Raw genomic sequence first — 18908 nt, forward strand, 5'->3', positions numbered from 1 at the left:
GTCGGGATCTATCGGGCTGTTCGGGTACAGGAGGTTACCACGTCTTCCAGGGGGCTTTCCCGGACTCCCATAGCGAGCGGAGCCAGTCCGCGTCGCGCTGCGTGTCCATGCATCCCCAGAAAGCGTCGTGCCGGAAGATCATCATCTCTCCATTTTGGGCCAGTTCCTCGAACGCACCCGTTTCGAGATCGCAATGCTCGTCCGGGGTCAGATAATCGAAGAACCGCCGATCGAAGACGAAAAAGCCACCGTTAATATAGTCACGCGGCTTCTCCGGCTTCTCGGCGAACCGCATAATGCGGTCGCCGTCGACCCGCAGTTCGCCAAACCGCGCCGCCGGATTGACGCCTGTCACGGTGGCGATCTTGCCGTGCGACTTGTGGAACGCGATCAGCTTGGTGATGTCTACGTTCGACAGGCCGTCGCCGTAGGTCGCCAGGAAAATGTCGCCTTCGATGTATTTCTCGATACGCTTGATCCGGCCGCCCTTCAGCGTCTCGGCGCCGGTATTAGCCAGTGTGATCCGCCAGTCGGCTTCGCCATGCTGGTCGTGCTTGGTGAGGATGCCGCCCTTGCCCAGCTCGAGCGTGACGTCGCAGTTCTGCAGTTCGTACTCGAGGAAATAGCGTTTGATGACGTCGCCCTTGTAGCCGAGGACGACGATGAAATCGGTGATACCGTGCACACTGTAGTGTTTCATGATGTGCCACAGGACAGGATGCTCGCCGACAGATACCATCGGTTTGGGGCGGAATTCGGTTTCCTCACGCAGCCGCGTCCCGAGCCCACCGCACAAAATTACCGCTTGCATACCCTATCCATCCTTGTTTCAGGAGAACGCATCAGACCCTCGACGGCCCCCGTCGCGCAATGCGCTGCGTCAGCCCTACCGTCCGGCAGCCGAAGCCGCGAGCTCCGGCGTCATCAACAACTGCTGCACACGCCGGACCACGGGAACGCAGTTCTCTTTGTAGTCCCGAAGCAGTTCGTCGTGCGTTGCCATAGAATTGGCGGCATCGACCGCCTTGAAGCGTTGCGTCTTCTCCGGAATTCTGAAGGGTCCGGACCGATCCAAGCGGAGAGCGAAGAACGACGCAAAATATTCGATGTAGATGTCGATGATCTCACGCTCGGCCATTTCGGGATACTCTGCCTTAAGGATGTCGACCACGATCGGCGTGATCCGTCGGAGGTCGTTCGAGACCTCGGTCCAGAATCCGAAATCCTTAAACCCGGTGAGTTCTCCGGGCTTGTCGCGCGGTGGATCGAAGATGTCGCGAACCCGACCGAGCCTGTTGATGCGGGCGACTTTACCGAGCGCAATCATCAGGAAATACATCGTCGTCTCGATGACGGTATGTGAAACGTCGAGTTCGTCGACATGCGCAACGATCTTGGCGAGTGTGCTCCGTCGATGCGAGGCCCAGAAGGTCGAGCTGCCACCAATCGCGTGGAAGGCAACCCGCTTACGCCAGTCCCCATGCCCGATAGCGACCTGGCGGTAGTCGGCGACCTCGCCCTTCATGTATGTCAGGCCGTTGTAAAGGCAGGTCGAAAATTCCGGCTTCTGGATCATGAGATCGACGGCCTGCGCCACCACCGGAATGAAGAGAAAATCATCGGCCGGACACAGGGTAATGATTTCCGCGTCCGTCGCCTCGACCGCTGTACGGATGCGTCTGAAGAAACTGCGGTTGATGCCGTCGGCGCCGCTTGTCGACGGCGGAAGATGGATGTGGCGTGCGTGTTCCGGCAAGCGAAGCCCGGTCTCGGCAATGTTTTCGGGTGACCCGTCGCAAAAAATTATATCGTCCTTGAAGCCCTGGATCTCCAGGGAGGCAATCTGCCGCTTGACGATGCTATGCTTGTGGTTACTCAGAATTAGCAGCGCGTGGTGCTTGTTCTTCATCCCGAGGCGCCCCAACTCCCGACAGACCCATTTTACCTGGCCCGGGCGATCCGCGCTCTGGGCCGTTTTGTTCGCGCCGAGCTGTCAACTTCCCAAGCCGGCAAAGCAGAGCGAATTCTTGCTGGCGACCCACAAATTGACGTCTCAAACAACGCTCGTTTGGCCGGTCGAATACCACGATTACACAGTGGGGAACAGCCTATTCGGGCGCCCTAAAACGGCTGCGGCTTCCGGCGCGAGCGTCGCGAGTCCGCTCAGGTCCTTCTTCCGCATCTTGGAGATTTCATCTCCTGCGCGGTCAAGGAGTCGCTCGGCCCGATCCAGGCCCAGGCGAACAGGCAGGGATCTATGTTCCCTGTGGTGATCCGGCGTTCATGCCCCGGCTTGTTAAGGATCGGCGCGCCCGGCGCTTAGACCGCCATCTCGTTCTCCGACCAGGCACTAGCCACAGAGATGTAGCTTTCCTCGACATCCGTGTTGCTGTGCTGGGGACAGGTCGCGTTAGGCGCGAACACGAGACTGCAAACACCGCCGGCAGATCGATGGGATATTGTCCAAACCGACGAAGACGGCGGATCACGGCAAGGCCCATTGAATGAAAAACGCCGCAACCTATTGTGATTACGGCGTTTTCGAAGAGTAAATCAATCTACCCTGATGTCTGACCGCGCCTACCCCGCGCTCGCAGCGGCGATTGCCGCGATGCGGTCCTTCTTGCGGAGCCGTTCGCTCGCCGACTTGAGCTGGCCGCAGGCCGCCAGGATGTCCCGGCCGCGCGGAGTCCGCACCGGCGAGGCGTAGCCCGCCTTCAGAACCACCTGGGCGAAGGCCTCGATGGTCTCGTCGTCGGAGCATTCGTACTCGACGCCGGGCCAGGGATTGAACGGGATCAGGTTGATCTTGGCCGGGATGTCCTCGATCAGCTTCACCAGCGCCCGCGCGTCCTCGAGGCTGTCGTTCACGCCCTTCAGCATCACGTATTCGAAGGTGATGCGGCGCGCGTTGTTGACGCCGGGATAGGATTTGCAGGCCTCGATCAGCTCCTTGATCGGGTACTTCTTGTTGATCGGCACCAGCTTGTTGCGCAGCTCGTCGTTGCAGGCATGCAGCGAGACCGCAAGGTTCACCCCGATCTCCTCGCCGCAGCGCTCCATCTCGGGAACGATGCCGGAGGTCGAGAGCGTGATCCGGCGCTTGGAGAGGCCGAGGCCCTCGCCGTCCATGGCGATCATCATCGCACGCTTCACATTGTCGAAATTGTAGAGCGGCTCGCCCATGCCCATCAGCACGATGTTGGTCAGGCGCCGGTCTTCCTGCGCTGTTGGAAAGCCGTTCAGCCGGTCGAGCGCGACCAGGATCTGCGCCACCATCTCACCGGCGGTCAGATTGCGCACCAGGCGCTGGGTGCCGGTATGACAGAAGGAGCAGGTGAGCGTGCAGCCGACCTGGCTGGAGATGCAGAGCGTGCCCCGATCGTCGTCCGGGATGAAGACCGCTTCGGCCTCGTTGCCGTCATCGAACTTCAGCAGCCACTTGGCGGTACCGTCCGTGCTCCACTGCTCGCGGGTGATTTCCGGGCGGCCGATCTTGTAATGCGCGGCGAGCTCCGCCCGCAGCGGTTTCGCCAGCGTCGTCATCTCGGCGAAATCGGTGACGCCCTTGTGGTAGATCCAGTGCCAGATCTGTCCGGCGCGGAATTTCGGCAGGCCGAGCGCCTTCAGCTCTTCCGCGAGCTGGTCGCGGTCGAGTCCGACCAGATCTTTAAGCGCGGGCTGAACCGGCGCTTCAGGGGCTGAAACTGCTACTGTCGACATGGGCGCTAAAATGAGTCCAACAGCCGCCGAAGGCAAGCCGAATCGGCAGAGAGCAGCCATGCCGCTCCCGCGTGGCTTCTCACGATTCCGGCGGCGGAGTTACTTCTTGCAGGTCTGGTCGATCAGCTTCTTGGTCGCGGTGAAGCCGGTCAGCGAATAGGTATCCGTCGTCTTGGTCCCGCGCGAGGACTGGCCGCTCACCACCATCTTGGCACCCTTGATCATGGCGTTGACGATCGCGCTGTCGGTCTTCGCGTCCGGCGCCCAGGCACGGTCGTTGTCGGTGAAGAGCTGGAAGGTCTGCCCGCCGATCTCGACCTCGACCTCGCTGTCGGTCTTGTAGGTATAGCCGGTGACGATGCTGAACTCGCCGCGGCTCTGCGAATCCGGATGATGCGTCACCAGCGCATAGATATGCCCGCGCTTGGAATAATTGCCCTCGGCCTTGAGCGGCGTGCTCGCCATATAGCAGACCGTCTTGCCCCCGCTTTGATAGGTGTAGGCGATCCAGTCGCTGTTGCGGCCGATGGTTTGCGGCTCCTGGGCCTGCGCGGCGCCGGCGGTGCCGAGAGCAAGTACGATTCCGAGCAAGAACGAGCGGAAGTGCGTCATGGGTCCTGAGCCAGCCATTCCGGTTATCACGTCTGTTAGTTTGGATGCCATCTGAGCGGACATTATTCAATGCAAAGAATGTGGCGGGACTAAGAAGAATTTCGCCCGAAATTAATTCGGGAGGCGAATGATCCGTCTGCTTCGCGTACCCGTATCACCATCGTCATGTTAGAGCAAATCTGCACACCCATGCTGGAGCGCGATCTTGAGTCGCGGGCTACGGAGACGGTAGAACCGATCCGTATGACCGGCAGGAAAGCCAGACACAGCTTGACCATGACTCATGACGATCTGATCGAGGCCATCGCCGCGCGGCGCGACAAGGAGGCATTCCGCCGCCTGTTCGAGCATTTCGCTCCGCGGCTCAAATCCTACCTCATGCGGCTCGGCGCCGAGCCGACCGTTGCGGAGGATGTCGCGCAGGAAGCGATGGTGATGGTGTGGCGCAAGGCGGAAAGTTTCGACCGCCGGCAGGCAGGCGCCAGCACCTGGATCTTCACCATCGCCCGGAACAAGCGGATCGACCGCCTGCGCCGGGAAAGACGTCCGGAGCTGGATCCGAACGATCCGGCCCTGGTCCCGTCGGAGGAACCCGCTCCCGACCGGACGCTGCAGAATGCCCAAGCGGGCAAACGGGTCGCCGCCGCCATGCGCGCCCTGCCGGAGGAGCAGGCGGAGCTGGTTCGGCGGGCCTTTTACGAGGACCTCTCCCACAGTCAGATCGCCGAGGAAAGCGGTCTGCCTCTGGGAACGGTCAAGTCGCGCATCCGTCTGGCGCTCGCCCGGCTGAGGCACGAGATGAAGGATTTCGAGTGACCATGGCTGAAGCAATCTCATTAAGCAGCGAGCAGGCGGTCGAGGAACTGCTGCTCGGCTATGCCAGCGGCGCCCTGCCCGAGGCGGTCTCGGTGCTGGTGGCGACCCAGCTTGCCCTGCGCCCGGACCTGCGCCGGACCGTGGCGGAGTTCGAGGATATCGGCGGTCTGTTGCTGGACGAGATCGAACCGGTGCCGCTGACGGCGAGTGCCCTGGACGCGGCCCTCGCGGAAATCTCCGCGAACGACGACTCGCCGGCGGAAGATGCGGCCGGCCTGGTCGGTTCGGATCTGGAGGCCGAGGAGATCGTCCCGCAGCCGCTACGGAGCTATCTCGGCGGCCCGCTCGGATCGCTCGCATGGCGCAAGCGCGGCCCGGGCATCGAGGAATGCCGCATTCCGGTCAATGACGACCGTTTCGAGATGTCCCTGATCCGCCTGAAGCCCGGCCGCGCGGTACCGGACCACGGCCATGAGGGCGCCGAGCTGACGCTGGTGCTCGACGGGGCCTTCAGCGATGCGGCCGGCCGCTACGGGCGCGGCGATCTCGCCGTGAACGGCGAGGACGATCATCACGCCCCGACGGCGGACCCGGAGCTTGGTTGCATCTGCGTCGCGATTACCGGCGGGCCACTGAAATTCTCGAACCCGCTGGTGCGTTTCTTCGACCGCATCACGCGCGCCTAGTCGTTCGCCGCGTCCTCCGCGGCCGCGTCCCGCTTTCGCTTCTTGCGGACCCAGAGCGGCGGCCCGAAGCCGGGCACCTTGCCGGGCTGCTGCTCCGTCGGCCCGCCCGGCATGACCGGACGGCGGGCGAAATTGCCTAGCGAGGTCTGGCGGTCGTACATCACCAGCGCGGCGGCGAGACCGACATTGAGCGAGAACTTGGTCGGGATCTTCACGATGTGGTCGCAGCGCGCGATCATCTCGTCGGTCAGGCCGCCGCGCTCGGAGCCGAGCACGTAGGCCGAGTTCTTCGGATGCTGGAAGCTCGGCAGAACCACCGCGTCGTCGGTGATCTCGATGCCGACCAGGGCGCAGCCCCGCGGCAGCAGCATCTCCTCCACCGTGTCGAAATGATAGAAAGGCAGGGAGTCCGTCGTTCCCGACGTGTCCACCTGGTTCAGCTCCTGCAGCGAGATCGCCGCCTGCACGCTGAACGCAAAGCTGGCGCCGAAGGCATGCGCCGTCCTGTAGATCGCACCGGCGTTCCGGGACTTGCTGATCCCCTCGACGCCTACTCCGAAATATCCTCGCATGGCGACGGTGTTGCACAAACCCGTGCTCCAAGGCAAGTTGCCATGAAAGCACGGAGACCGGCCGAAAGCGCCGGACAAAACCATGACATATCAGGAGACGCCCCATGAGCCCCGACAGCCTCGCCGCTGACGACCGTATCGTGCGCACGCACATCTCGGACGTCGATGCCGCCCCCCTGCTGATCGAGGTCACGCGCGGCGACATGGTTGAGTCCGTGCATCGCGGCATCGTTTCCGTGGTCGATGCCAGCGGCAAGGACGTGCTCCGCCTCGGCGACGTGGAGCGCCCGACTTATCCGCGCTCGGCGATCAAGCCGCTGCAGACCCTGCCGGTGATCGAGAGCGGCGCGGCCGACGCCTTCAATCTCTCGGAGGCCGAGATCGCGCTCTGCTGCGCCTCCCATGCGGGTGAGCCGATCCATACCGACAAGGTCGTGCCCTGGCTCTCCCGGATCGGGCTCTCGGTCGAGGATCTCGAATGCGGACCGCAGCTCCCCTATGGCGAGAAGGCCGCGCATGACCTGATCAGGGCAGGCACGGAGCCGACCCGGGCGCATAACAACTGCTCCGGCAAGCATTCCGGCATGCTGACCACGGCGGTGCATCTGGGCGAACCGACCAAAGGCTACACGGCAGCGGACCATCCGGTGCAGACCCGGCTGATCGAGCTGATCGGCGAGATGGGCGGGATGGATCTTTCCCGCACGGCGCGCGGCGTCGACGGCTGCGGCATCCCGGTCTTCGGCGCGCCGCTGCGCGGCATCGCCTACGCCATGGCCCGTTTCGCCGCGCCGGACGGACTCCCCGCCGAACGCGCCGCCGCCTGCCGGCGCGTCGCCAAGGCCTGCGCGGCCAATCCGCTGATGCTTGCCGGCACCGGCCAGTTCAATTCCGTGGTGCTCGCGGAAACCGGCCAGAGCTGCATCCTGAAAGGCGGAGCGGAGGGGTACTACACCGCCGCCATTCCGGAGAAAGGCCTCGGTGTCGCGATCAAGATCGACGACGGTGCGGGCCGGGCATCGCACGCCGCCGTGCTCGCCGTTCTGGTCCGGCTCGGGGTGATCGACGCGGAACAGAAAGGCCGGATCGAGAAGACCTGCTCGCAGGAAGTCCGCAACTGGGCCGGAACCCTGGTGGGCTTCATCCGGCCGACGCCTGCCTTCTGATCGCTCCCGCGCATCATGAAGTGGGATCGGCCACTGGAAGATCGGGCCGTCTGCCGCACATTACCTTAATGAGTTTTGAGGAAATCTGCGGTCAATCTGCGCATAGAGAGGCGTAGGGTCAGCAAATGGCAAGCGACAGCAACACAGGTCTCGGAGGAGCATCCGAAGGGCACAGCGTCGGCCTCGCGGGCCAGTACAGCCACGACCACGGCCTCTCCGAGCCCCGATCGAGCGACCTGCAGCGCGCGAGCGAGGGCGGGCTCAGCGTCCGCTCCTCCGACGTTCTCGGCTTCACCTGGACGACCACGATCAATTACTCGTTCGACGGCTCGTCTCTCGGCTACAGCAGTTTCGACAGCACCTACCAAGCCCGTTTCGAGACCGCGATGGCGACCTGGAGCAATGTCGCCAACATCACCTTCAACGAAACGAGCGCCGCCAACGCGGACTGGGTGATCGCCTGGGAACCGAACTCCGACGGCCGCGGTGGCGTGCTCGGAACAGCATACTATATCGATGTCGGAAATGACGGACGGATGGTCTCCGGCACGGACTCCGTCATCATCTTCATGGACCAGGCGGACACCCAGTACTTCCTCTCGACCGCGATCCACGAGGCCGGTCACGGGCTCGGCCTCGACCACATCAATCACACCCCCTCGATCATGTCGACCTTCCTCGACACCTCGCTCTCGACCATCACCAGCTACGATATCGAGGTCATCCAGTCGCTCTACGGTGCCGCCGGATCGGGCACCACGACACCCGGCACCGCGGGCACGGAAAATGCCGACAGCCTGTTCGGCAGCTCTGCCGACGACGTGCTGAGCGGCGCCGGCGGCAGCGACACGATTTCGGGCGGCGCCGGCAACGACCTGATCTACGGCAACAAGGAGACCGACCTGCTGTTCGGCGGCAGCGGCAGCGACACCATTTTCGGCGGGCAGAACAACGGGCCGGTCAGCGGCAGCCCGCTGGCACAGCGCGAAGGCTCCGACACGATCTACGGCGGCGACGGTAACGACATTCTCTACGGCAACCACGGCAGCGACATCATCAACGGCGATGCCGGCGCGGACACGATCTTCGGCGGCCAGGACGCGGACACGATCTCCGGCGGCGCCGGCTATGACGATCTCTACGGCAATCTCGGCGCCGACAGGTTCAGATACGCCAACAGCAACGAAGGCTGGGACTATATCCACGGCTACCAGGCCGAGGACGCGATCCAGCTCACCGGCGGCGTTACCGCAACCAGCGTCACGGCCGACAGTTTCGGCGATACGGTGATCCGGCTGAGCAGCGGCACGCGGATCGATCTGATCGGCTATTCCGATTCAGCGAGCGTGACTTTCGAGGTCGTGTAGCCGGGTACGCGGGCGTGCCTAGGCGACGAACTCGAGCCCCGCGCGCCGGTCGTCGACCTTGACGACCCGCGCCCTGCGGGAGCCAGTCTCGCCGGAGTCGAGCATTATCTCGGCGCCGGCCTTCAGCGTCCTCACGGCCTCTCCCCGAACCCCCGCGCCGGTTTCCGAAAGGTCTTCGATCGTGACCGCAGTGACCGAGCCTTTGACCGAGAGCCGGCCCTCACTTCCCATCTTCCGGCGCCCCGCGCTGCGTCGGTCGACATCCTCCGTCGAGGTCCGCACCGAGCGGATAATCTCGCTCCGCAGTTCCTTGACCGAGGCATTGACCTCGTCCGCCACCGAGCGGACGCTGGCGGCGCGCTGCTTCGTGTTTTCCGCTTCAGAGGAAACCTGTTCGATATTGACCGAAACCTCACGGGCCGCGGCGGCGGTCTCCTCGACGTTCCGGGCGATCTCGTGGGTTGCCGCCTGCTGCTCTTCCATCGCGGCGGCGATCGCCCCGGCGATTTCGTCGACTTCGGTGATCCGGTCGATGATGCCGGAGACGGCGCCGACGGAGTCCCGCGTCGCCTGCTGGACGTTCGCGATCTGAACCGCGATATCCTCGGTCGCCTTCGCCGTCTGGGTGGCGAGGTTCTTCACTTCCGAGGCAACGACCGCAAAGCCCTTACCGGCCTCGCCCGCCCGTGCGGCCTCGATGGTGGCGTTGAGGGCGAGCAGATTGGTTTGCGACGCGATATTGCTGATCAGCGTAGCGATCTCGCCGATTTTCTCCGCCGCGGTCGAGAGCGAACTGATGGTCTGCTGCGACTGGCTTCCAGCCTCGACCGCGTTGTTGGTCGACCGTGTCGCACTCGCGACCTGCGTCGAGATCTCCCGGATCGAGGCGCTCAGCTGCTCGGTCGCGACGGAAACGGATTCCGCGTTGGCGAGGGCCTGCTGCGCCGCCGCCGCGACACGCTCGGTATTGCCCTGGACCGTGTCGGCGGACTCGGCCATGGTCTCGGCCTCTTCCTCCATCCGGTGGGTCCTGGCGGAGACCGCGTCCACCGCACGCCCGGCATTGGTCTCGATCTCGTTCGCCATGCCCTGCAGTGCACTGATCCGGCGCTCGGCGGACGCCTCGCGTTCCGCCGCCTGCTCCCGTTCCGCCTTCTCCTGGGCGTCGAGCGAATTCCTGAAGGCGACGATGGCCGCGCCGAGCGAGATGAATTCGCGGACCCGCGAGCGCGGGGCCTCGACCGAGCGGTCGCCGCCGGACAGCCGCGTCAGAACAGAGGCCAGCGCGCCGACCGGCTTCACGATCCAGAAATACTGAACGCTGCAGGCGACGGCGACCATGACGAGGATGCCGAGCGCGGCGATCGTGCTGTTGCGGAACGAACTCTCCACGAAGGCGACGATATTGCCGATGCTTCTGAGCACCTTCGCCTCGGCCCCCGATGTCAGGCTGGCCTCGAGCCTGCTGATGCTCTGCTCGATCTGCTCGAAATCCTCGGCGAGTTTCCGCCGCCCTTCGAGGCGCGACGCCTGCAGTTCGAACACCCCCGATCCGTCGGTGACGGCGGAAACGGTATCCGGAATGAATTCATAGTCGCCGGTCGCCGGCAGCTCGTCGAGCTGCTCGACGATCCGCTCCTCGGTCGTGGCGAAACGGGCGGCTAGGGTCTCGATCTGTTCGGGGTCGGACGCCTCGGCAGCGGCGTTGAGGATGCCGCCGATATCCCGAACGTTCGACAACAGAGAGAAACTTGCGACCGTGACCGTCGATTGTTCGCCGACCTCCTCGAGGATCTCCAGCAGGGCTTCGGCGTCGTCGCTGTCGACATCCGAAACCTGTTCCTCGAGTACCGTTGCATTGTCCTCGGAAATAGCCCCAAGCATGCTCTGCAGTTCCGCAACGCCGTCACGTGCCGCCGTCAAGACGTCGCCGACCTCTTTCGAGGTCGCCGCAATTTCCGCCTTGAGTGCGGCCGCATCGCGGGCAAGCGACAGTGCCGTCTCGAGATCCGCGAAACCTTCCTGGTTCAGGAAGGCCCGCGCACCGTCGGCGGTTTCGGACATCTGTGCCAGCAGTGCATCGGAGTCCGAGAGGGGCTGTTCGAGCCGGCGGGCGAGAATGCCAAGCTCGACGATCTTCCGGGCTGCCGTCTGCTCCGCGATGACCGCGGGAATGTCTTCGTTCGCAGATCGCTCCGCGATCGTCCGGATCCCGGTCAGGCTGATTCCGCCGACCGCGAGGATCGAGCCGAAGGACACCACGACCAGGATAAAGGACGCGATGATCAGTCCGACCAGCGGAATCCCCATTTTTCCGACGGCCGGTGACTGTTCGATGGTTTCTGAAGACATTCCCGCTTACCCCAATAAAAGCCCAGTCGCTTACTTCACGCGCAGCGTGATTTCCTTCGAAACGCTGTGCTTTTCGCCGTCGATATCGTTGAAGGCGGCGATGGCCATCATGACGTCGCCAGACGCCGGGATGACCGCATCGTCAGCGTGGCCTGTGTCGAGTTTCCGCGCCATTTCGAGCGTCCACATACCGTTGCTCCAGACGCCTTTCGCCTTGACGTCGGCGATGCTGCCCTTCGCTTCCTTGTTGACCTCGTAGCTCGGCATCACGTCGCCGACCTTCTCCTTGTGCTTCTGCGCCTTGTAGAGCTTGTCGCCCTCGTCGCTCGGACGGCTGAGATAGATCTCGCCACCGGCCTCGGTCTTGAACTTCTTGGCCTTCTTCGTTTCTTCCGTTGAGGTCACATGGCTCTTGTCATGAGCGAGGCCCGCCTCGTTGGAACGAAAGGCCTTCCAGTGCCAGACGTCCGTCGTCATCACATTGCCGCCGACATGGTTCGCGGCGAAATCACCGCTGATCGGAAAGGCGAACGCGAGGCGGTCTTCCAATTGCCGGCTTCGCTTGTACTTTCCGCTGGCCTCATCCCATTCGTAAGGCTTGTGGTTGCTGGACTCGGTCGCATCGGCCCACTGGGCGAGGAAATAGATCATATCGCCGACAACAGCGGCTTTGACGGTGACCTTGTCGACCCCGCCCTCGCCGGTCAGGGCGATTTCGGTGCCCGAGACGCCGGACCAATCGTCGGCCTTGCCGTCCAGAGCAGGGGCAGATGCGAGTTTACCGGTTTCGATGACGGTTTCCGCATCCGCCGCAATCGCGAAGGTGCTGAACAAGAGGCTTGCTCCAAAGGCAGAGAAGACTTTCCTCATAAGCTGGCGTTCCTTTTCGAAGAGAGTTGAGTCTAATTTTCGATAAATTCGCGACGGAAGGTAGGAGTCCCCGATTAACATCGGGTTAATAGCGAATGGCGATTTCCGTTAGCGTCGAGAAAGGCCCGTGCCGGCGCTGCCGGGAAAAACCAAGAATTGCGGGAAACCGGTTTGTCAGAGCCATTTTTCCTTTGCCGGGCGCGGCGCCGCGCGTTAGGAGATGCCGCGCGCGAATTTCCGAAAAGATTGATCTGTCATGCATCGCTATCGCAGCCATACCTGTAACGATCTCCGCCAAGACCATGTCGGCGAAACCGTCCGCCTGTCCGGCTGGATCCACCGCCGCCGCGACCACGGCCAGCTGGTCTTCATCGACCTGCGCGACCATTACGGCCTGACCCAGTGCGTGGTCGATATCGAGGACGAGACCTTCAAGACCGTCGAGAAGCTCCGCGTCGAGAGCGTTGTGACGATCACCGGGCGCGTCGTGAAGCGGACCGACGAGACGGTCAACGAGAAGCTGCCGACCGGTCATATCGAGCTGCGCATCGACGAAATCGAGGTCCAGTCCGAGGCCGAGGTGCTGCCGCTGCAGGTCAACGCCGACGAAGATGCCGGCGAGGAAACCCGCCTGCGCTACCGCTTCCTGGATCTCCGCCGCGAGCGCATCCACAACAACATCATGCTGCGCAGCCAGGTCATTTCCTCGATCCGCCGCCGCATGGTCGAGCAGGGCTTCTTCGAGTTCCAGACGCCGATCCTGACCGCCTCCTCGCCGGAAGGCGCGCGCGACTTCCTGGTGCCGGCGCGCCAGCATCCGGGCAAGTTCTACGCCCTGCCGCAGGCGCCGCAGCAGTTCAAGCAGCTGATCATGGTCTCCGGCTTCGACCGCTATTTCCAGATCGCGCCCTGCTTCCGCGACGAGGACAGCCGCGCCGACCGCTCTCCGGGCGAGTTCTACCAGCTCGATGTCGAGATGAGCTTCGTCGAGCAGGAAGACGTCTTCAAGGCGATCGAGCCGGTCATGGCCGGCGTGTTCGAGGAATTCTCCGACTGGAAGGTGCCGGGCCCGTTCCCGCGCATTCCGTTCAAGGAGTCGATGCTCAAATACGGTAACGACAAGCCGGACCTGCGCATCCCGATCGAGATCTCGGACGTCACCGAGATCTTCCGCGACAGCGATTTCGCCGTCTTCGCGAAGGTCGTCGCCGGCGGCGGCGTGGTCCGTGCGGTGCCGGGTCCGAAATGCGGCAGCCGGGCGATCTGCGACCGGATGAATTCCTGGGCCCAGGGCGAAGGCGCGCCGGGCATGGGCTACATCATCTTCGGCGACGGCGAAGCACGCGGCCCGATCGCGAACCGGCTCACGCCGGAGAAGATCGCCGCCCTGAAGGAACAGACCGGCATGGGAGACGGCGACGCCATCTTCTTCTCCGCCGGCAAGGAAGGCGAAGCCGCCAAGCTCGCCGGTAATGCCCGCGTGAAGCTCGGCAACGATCTCGACATCGTCGAGAAGGACACTTTCCGGCTCTGCTGGATCGTTGACTACCCGATGTACGAGCTGGACGAGGCGACCGGCAAGATCGACTTCTCGCACAACCCGTTCTCCATGCCGCAGGGCGGCCTCGCGGCGCTGGAGAACGAGAACCCGCTCGATATCCTCGCCTATCAGTACGACATCGTCTGCAACGGCATCGAGCTCAGCTCGGGCGCGATCCGGAACCATCTGCCGGAGGTCATGTACAAGGCCTTCGCGATCGCCGGATACTCGGCCGAGGTGCTGGAAGACAAGTTCCGCGGCATGCTGAACGCCTTCAAGTACGGCGCCCCGCCGCACGGCGGCATCGCCCCTGGCATCGATCGTATCGTCATGATGCTGGCGAACGAACCGAACATCCGCGAGGTCATCCTCTTCCCGCTGAACCAGCGGGCCGAGGACCTGATGATGGGCGCGCCGAGCGAGGCGACGCCGGAACATCTGAAGGAGCTCAATATCCGCCTCGCGCTGCCGCCGAAACCGGCCGCCGGATAAGATCCGATGCTCGGTGCCGCCGAAGCCTTCCGACAGGCGCAGGCGGCGCTCGCCGACGGGCGGGCCGAAGATGCGGCCGAGCTGTTCCGGCATGTCGCGCGCACGGCGAGAGACGATGCGTCCGCGCTCATCCATCTCGGCCAGATCGAAGCCCGCAGGGGTCTCCCGGATGCGGCGAGGAAGGCCTGGCGGCGGGCCCTGCTGCGCCAGCCAGCGAACCCGACCGCGCTGGCCTTTTACGCGGATCTGGAAGGCGCCGCAGGCCCATCCCTCAAGGCGGCACGGCACTATGAGCGCCTGCGCATCCTCCTGCCCTACCATCCCGGAACGGCCGAACTGCTCGGCTGGATCTATGCCGAAGCCAAGCAGCCGGGCAAAAGCCTTCGGCGCTATGGCGAGGCCGCGCGTCTCGATGGCCTGAACCCGGCGGCACATGCCCGCTATGCCGCTGCGCTGCACGGTGCCGGCCGGCTCTCCGAATCCATCCACGCCTTCCGCCGCGAGGCGCTGCTGCGGCCGGAAGCGGCGGATGCCTGGTTCAATCTCTCCGTGGTCGAGCCCGCGCTCGGCGCCCGCGAGGAAGGCCTCGCCCATCTCGCCCGCAGCCTCGCCATCCGCCCGCTGAACGGCCCCGCACTGGCCCGTCAGGCGCAACTCCGCCGCCGTCTCGGCAAGCCCGGTGCGGAAATCAGCACGCGGAGGTCGCAGATCGTAGATCCGAAGGCGGCGCGGGCCCTTGTCGTCGCGGCGCGCACCGGCGACGCGGCGGCCGCCACCCGCTGGTGGTGTGTCAGCCGCAAAGGCCTTGAGCCCGCGATGCTCTACATGCGGGCCTTGCTTGCCGCCGGACGGCCGGAGCGGGCACTGCAGGTGCTGGATGAAATAAATGCCGACGCGACACCGCCGGACGAGCTTCTCCTGCTCGCGGCCGAGGCACATCGGCGCTGTGGTTCAGACGGCGCCGCGCTGCCGAAAACACAGTATCAGGAATGGCTGGAGAAATCCGCTGCCCTCGGCAAGGCGCGCGCGCCGGTGAACGCTCTCGCCAGCGGCAACCCGCTCTTTTCAGTGCTCCTGCCGGTCTACAACCCGGCACCGGACCATCTCCGCGAGGCCATCGCTTCCGTTCGGGAGCAGACGTTCGAGGACTGGGAACTCTGCATCGCCGACGACGCCTCGACCGATACGGAAGTCGTCCGGGTCCTCGAAGAGGCGGCCGCGCAGGATCCCCGCGTGAAACTGGTCCTGCGCCCCGAAAACGGACATATCTCCGCCGCGTCCAACTCGGCGCTCGGGATCGCTTGCGGAACTTTCGTCGGGCTGCTCGACCATGACGATCGCCTGGCTCCGGACGCGCTGGCGGAAATGGCCCGGGCACTGACAGAGCATCCCGAGCTCGATCTCGTCTATTCGGACGAGGACAAGATCGACGATCGGGGCACCCGCTTCTCTCCCCATTTCAAACCGGTCTGGGACCCGGATCTCTCGCTGATTTCCAATTACATCTGCCATTTCAGCGTGATCCGCCGGTCGCTGGCGGAGGAGGTCGGCGGCTTCCGTCTCGGCCTCGAAGGCAGCCAGGACCACGATCTGGTGCAACGGGTGGCGGAACTGACCGTGCCGGAGAGGATCGGTCATGTCCCGCGCATTCTCTATCACTGGCGGGCGACAGCGACTTCCACCGCCGCCTCTGTCGAGACCAAGCCCTATGCGATCGCCGCCACCGGCCGGGTCATCCGCGATGCTCTGGAACGGCGGGGTTCCGACGCGCGCGCCGAGCTCAGAGGCGGCCGCTGGCGCCTCGTCCGTCCCCTGCCCGCCGATGGCCGCGTCTCCGTCGTCATCCCGACAAAGAACCGGCTCGCCCTGCTCCGCACCTGCATCGACGGGCTGCTCGATCAGACCGACCACCCGAATCTGGAGATCCGCATCGTCGACAACGGCAGCGACGACGGTGCCACCCTGCGCTATCTCGACGGGCTGGCGCGCCGGACCAATGTCACCGTGCTGAAGGATGCGGGCCCGTTCAACTTCTCCCGGCTCTGCAATCTCGGAGCTGCCGGTGCAACAGGCACCTATCTCTGCTTCCTCAACAACGATATCGAGCCGGCCAATCCGGACTGGCTGAAGGAGATGATCGGGGAGGCGGCGCGTCCCGGGATCGGACTTGTCGGCGCCAAGCTTCTCTATCCCGACCGGAGCGTGCAGCATGCGGGGATCGCCCTCGCCGGCGCCCATGTCGCGCGGCACACCAACCTGAAGATCGCGGAGAATGACGGCGGCTACTGGGGCCGTGCCATGCAGGCGCAGAACCTCTCCGCGGTGACCGGCGCCTGTATTGTCCTGCGCCGCGATGTTTTCGAGGAAATCGGCGGGTTCGACGAGGCGCTGGCAGTCGATTTCGGCGATATCGATCTCTGCCTGCGCATCCGCCGGGCCGGATACCGGGTGCTCTGGACCCCGCATGCGGTGCTGGTGCATCACGAATCCGCCTCTCGGGGAACCGTGATCACGCCGGAGAAGGCCGTGCTCTACGACCGGGAGCGCGCCTTCATGGTGAAGCGCTGGGGTGACCTGCTGGAAGACGACCCGGCCTACAATCCGAACCTCTCGATCACGCCGGAACGGCCCGCCTTCGCGCTGCCGGAAGAACCGCGCGAGATCAAGACAGGAGTCCGTCTCGGGACTATCTGAGGGTAGTCGTGAAGCTTTGCTCGAACTGCCGCTGGCCGGGCCCGTCCGGCCGCGTGACCTTTACCGTACCGACATAGGTTCCCGGCGCCCAACTGCCCCGGACCTTGCGTCCGATCGCCCGGTAGAGCCAGTTGCGGTTCCGGTCGAGAGTCTCGGATTTGTCCGCGATCTTCTCGCCATCTGGGCCGACCAGCTTCACCTCAAGCCGGTCTCCCGCTCGCGTCCCGTAGAGCTCCGTCCAGAACACCAGGGCCGGACTGTCCGCCGAGGGCGCCCAGCCGCCCAGCTTTCCGGATTTGGCCTCTGCGGCGTCTGGCACGCGGTCGGCAAAACCGGCATTGGGGGCGAAAGGCGAATAATAGGCGAGCTGGCGCAGGACCGGTTTGTCCCATAGCGGTGCCTTGCCGAGACCGCAGCTTTCCCCTGCCCCGTCGATCCCGGCGAAGGGGTCGATCACGGCATTGTCCTTGTTCACCGTGATGTGGATATGCGGGAACTGCGTCGCTCCGGAAAGACCGACGCTGCCGAGCCGGTCGCCGGCGACGACGGTATCGCCCGCCTTTACCGCGACGCTGCCTTTCTTCAGGTGGCAATACTGGGTAGCCCAACCGCCACCATGATCGATGCGGACGCCGTTGCCGCAGTCCTTGCCGTTCAGATCGTCCCGGCTTGCGCCGCGGTTGAACACGTCCGCCATTCCGTCGCGCACGCCCACGACGCTGCCGGAGGCAGCCGCCAGAACCGGCACATTCTCTTCGAGCAGTCCAGCATGGGCGATGGCGATATCGGTGCCCTTGTGGCCGTCATATCCCATATCGCCGCAGGCATAGTCGCGGAAGTCCTTGCCCGGGTCCCGGTCGACATAGTTCACGATCCAGCAGTCCTTGCCCGGCTGGCAGGCAATCGGCAGAGACAGGGGCAAGGGCGACGGCTCGAGACCGCCAAGATCGAGAGGGGCCGGCGCCGTGGCTTGAGCGACCGTTAGTGTCTGTGCCGCAGCTTGCGTCGGCGCAGGACCGTCATGTGGTCCGAGCGTATCGACAATCAGCCAGGAAAAGCCCCCGCCGATGAGAAAGACGAAAGCGACATAGAGTACGATCAGGCGGCCCAATGCAGGCTCCGTTCCGGTGCGTTATCCCTTCAGCAACGAGCGCAGATAGAGACCGTAACCGCTCTTCGCCAGCGGATCGGCCAGCTTCAGGAGCTGCGCGTCGTCAATATAGCCCATATGGTGGGCGATTTCCTCGACGCACGCAATTTTCAGGCCCTGCCGCTCCTCGACGGTGCGCACGAACTCGGACGCCTGCAGCAACGAGTCATGCGTGCCGGTGTCGAGCCAGGCATAGCCGCGGCCCATGCGCTCGACATGCAGGTCGCCGCGCTCGAGATAGACCTTGTTGACGTCGGTGATCTCGAGCTCGCCACGCGGCGACGGCTTGATCGACTTGGCGATCTCGACCACGTCCCGGTCGTAGAAATAGAGCCCGGTGACCGCCCAGTTGGACTTCGGATTGGCCGGCTTCTCGACGATCTCTTCCGCCTTGCCGTCCTTGTCGAAGGAGACGACGCCGTAACGCTCCGGATCGCTGACATAATAGCCGTAGACCGAGGCGCCGGTCTCGCGGTCGGCCGAGCGCTGCAGCATCTCGGTCAGGCCATGGCCGTAGAAGATGTTGTCGCCGAGAATCAGCGCCGACCGGTCGTCGCCGATGAAGCTCTCGCCGATGATGAAGGCCTGCGCCAGTCCGTCCGGCGAGGGCTGGACGCGGTATTCGAGGCTGATGCCCCACTGGCTGCCGTCGCCGAGCAGCCGCTTGAAACCTTCCTGGTCCGCCGGGGTGGTGATGATCAGGATGTCCTTGATCCCCGCCAGCATCAGCGTGCTCAGCGGATAGTAGATCATCGGCTTGTCGTAGACCGGCAGGATCTGCTTGCTAACGCTCACGGTCAGCGGATAAAGCCGTGTGCCGGACCCGCCGGCGAGGATGATCCCTTTCATCCCTCTCCCTTTCCTAATC

15 protein-coding genes are annotated in these 18908 nt (G+C 64.1%); 6 read left to right on the forward strand and 9 right to left on the reverse strand.

All coding sequences use genetic code 11. From position 1 onward, the window contains the following. Positions 1-34: 34 nt before the first annotated feature. From rfbF to JJ959_RS12565, 4 genes are all read right to left on the reverse strand, one after another. The gene (gene rfbF / locus JJ959_RS12550) at positions 35-811 is read right to left on the reverse strand and encodes a glucose-1-phosphate cytidylyltransferase (protein WP_292884108.1); all 777 of its coding nucleotides are present in this window, start codon (positions 809-811) and stop codon (positions 35-37) included. Positions 812-886: 75 nt separating this feature from the next. Continuing rightward, the gene (locus tag JJ959_RS12555; protein ID WP_292884109.1) at positions 887-1909 is read right to left on the reverse strand and encodes a glycosyltransferase family A protein; all 1023 of its coding nucleotides are present in this window, start codon (positions 1907-1909) and stop codon (positions 887-889) included. A gap of 671 nt (positions 1910-2580) precedes the next feature. Continuing rightward, the gene (gene rlmN, locus JJ959_RS12560) at positions 2581-3723 is read right to left on the reverse strand and encodes a 23S rRNA (adenine(2503)-C(2))-methyltransferase RlmN (protein WP_292884110.1); all 1143 of its coding nucleotides are present in this window, start codon (positions 3721-3723) and stop codon (positions 2581-2583) included. Positions 3724-3822: 99 nt separating this feature from the next. Beyond that, entirely contained in the window at positions 3823-4335 is a 513-nt protein-coding gene (locus JJ959_RS12565) for an invasion associated locus B family protein (RefSeq protein WP_292884111.1), read from the reverse strand. 276 nt (positions 4336-4611) lie between these two features. Between JJ959_RS12565 and JJ959_RS12570 the strand changes: the two genes are divergently transcribed. Continuing rightward, entirely contained in the window at positions 4612-5151 is a 540-nt protein-coding gene (locus JJ959_RS12570) for a sigma-70 family RNA polymerase sigma factor (RefSeq protein WP_292884174.1), read from the forward strand. A gap of 2 nt (positions 5152-5153) precedes the next feature. Then, a complete protein-coding gene (locus JJ959_RS12575) occupies positions 5154-5837 on the forward strand; it encodes a ChrR family anti-sigma-E factor (RefSeq protein WP_292884112.1) in 684 nt (227 codons plus the stop codon). On the opposite strand, the gene JJ959_RS12580 is transcribed toward JJ959_RS12575, so the two are convergent. Continuing rightward, positions 5834-6427, reverse strand: coding sequence for an RNA methyltransferase (locus JJ959_RS12580; protein ID WP_292884113.1), 594 nt, complete (start codon positions 6425-6427; stop codon positions 5834-5836). The genes JJ959_RS12575 and JJ959_RS12580 overlap by 4 nt on opposite strands. 86 nt (positions 6428-6513) lie before the next feature. On the opposite strand from JJ959_RS12580, the gene JJ959_RS12585 reads away from it, so the two are divergent. Both JJ959_RS12585 and JJ959_RS12590 read left to right on the forward strand, forming a co-directional pair. After that, positions 6514-7575: an asparaginase gene (locus JJ959_RS12585; RefSeq protein ID WP_292884114.1), complete on the forward strand. Its 1062-nt coding sequence runs from the start codon at positions 6514-6516 to the stop codon at positions 7573-7575. Positions 7576-7700: 125 nt separating this feature from the next. Next, on the forward strand, positions 7701-8942 hold the full coding sequence (locus JJ959_RS12590) for a matrixin family metalloprotease (RefSeq protein ID WP_292884115.1): 1242 nt from the start codon (positions 7701-7703) through the stop codon (positions 8940-8942). A gap of 18 nt (positions 8943-8960) precedes the next feature. Here the strand turns inward: JJ959_RS12590 and JJ959_RS12595 are convergent, their stop codons facing one another. Both JJ959_RS12595 and JJ959_RS12600 read right to left on the reverse strand, forming a co-directional pair. After that, the gene (locus JJ959_RS12595; protein WP_292884116.1) at positions 8961-11294 is read right to left on the reverse strand and encodes a methyl-accepting chemotaxis protein; all 2334 of its coding nucleotides are present in this window, start codon (positions 11292-11294) and stop codon (positions 8961-8963) included. Positions 11295-11324: 30 nt separating this feature from the next. Next, entirely contained in the window at positions 11325-12128 is an 804-nt protein-coding gene (locus tag JJ959_RS12600) for an ethylbenzene dehydrogenase-related protein (protein ID WP_292884117.1), read from the reverse strand. 292 nt (positions 12129-12420) lie between these two features. On the opposite strand from JJ959_RS12600, the gene aspS reads away from it, so the two are divergent. Both aspS and JJ959_RS12610 read left to right on the forward strand, forming a co-directional pair. Beyond that, complete coding sequence (gene aspS, locus JJ959_RS12605; RefSeq protein ID WP_292884118.1) at positions 12421-14196, forward strand: aspartate--tRNA ligase; 1776 nt, start codon at positions 12421-12423, stop codon at positions 14194-14196. Between the two features lie 6 nt (positions 14197-14202). Beyond that, the gene (locus JJ959_RS12610; RefSeq protein ID WP_292884119.1) at positions 14203-16890 is read left to right on the forward strand and encodes a glycosyltransferase; all 2688 of its coding nucleotides are present in this window, start codon (positions 14203-14205) and stop codon (positions 16888-16890) included. On the opposite strand, the gene JJ959_RS12615 is transcribed toward JJ959_RS12610, so the two are convergent. Then, entirely contained in the window at positions 16883-18001 is a 1119-nt protein-coding gene (locus JJ959_RS12615) for a M23 family metallopeptidase (protein ID WP_292884120.1), read from the reverse strand. The two genes, JJ959_RS12610 and JJ959_RS12615, sit on opposite strands and share 8 nt — an antisense overlap. Before the next feature lie 21 nt (positions 18002-18022). After that, entirely contained in the window at positions 18023-18889 is an 867-nt protein-coding gene (gene rfbA / locus JJ959_RS12620; protein ID WP_292884121.1) for a glucose-1-phosphate thymidylyltransferase RfbA, read from the reverse strand. Positions 18890-18908 lie beyond the last annotated feature (19 nt).

It is taken from the genome of Nisaea sp. (assembly GCF_017640745.1).
GTDB lineage: Bacteria > Pseudomonadota > Alphaproteobacteria > Thalassobaculales > Thalassobaculaceae > Nisaea.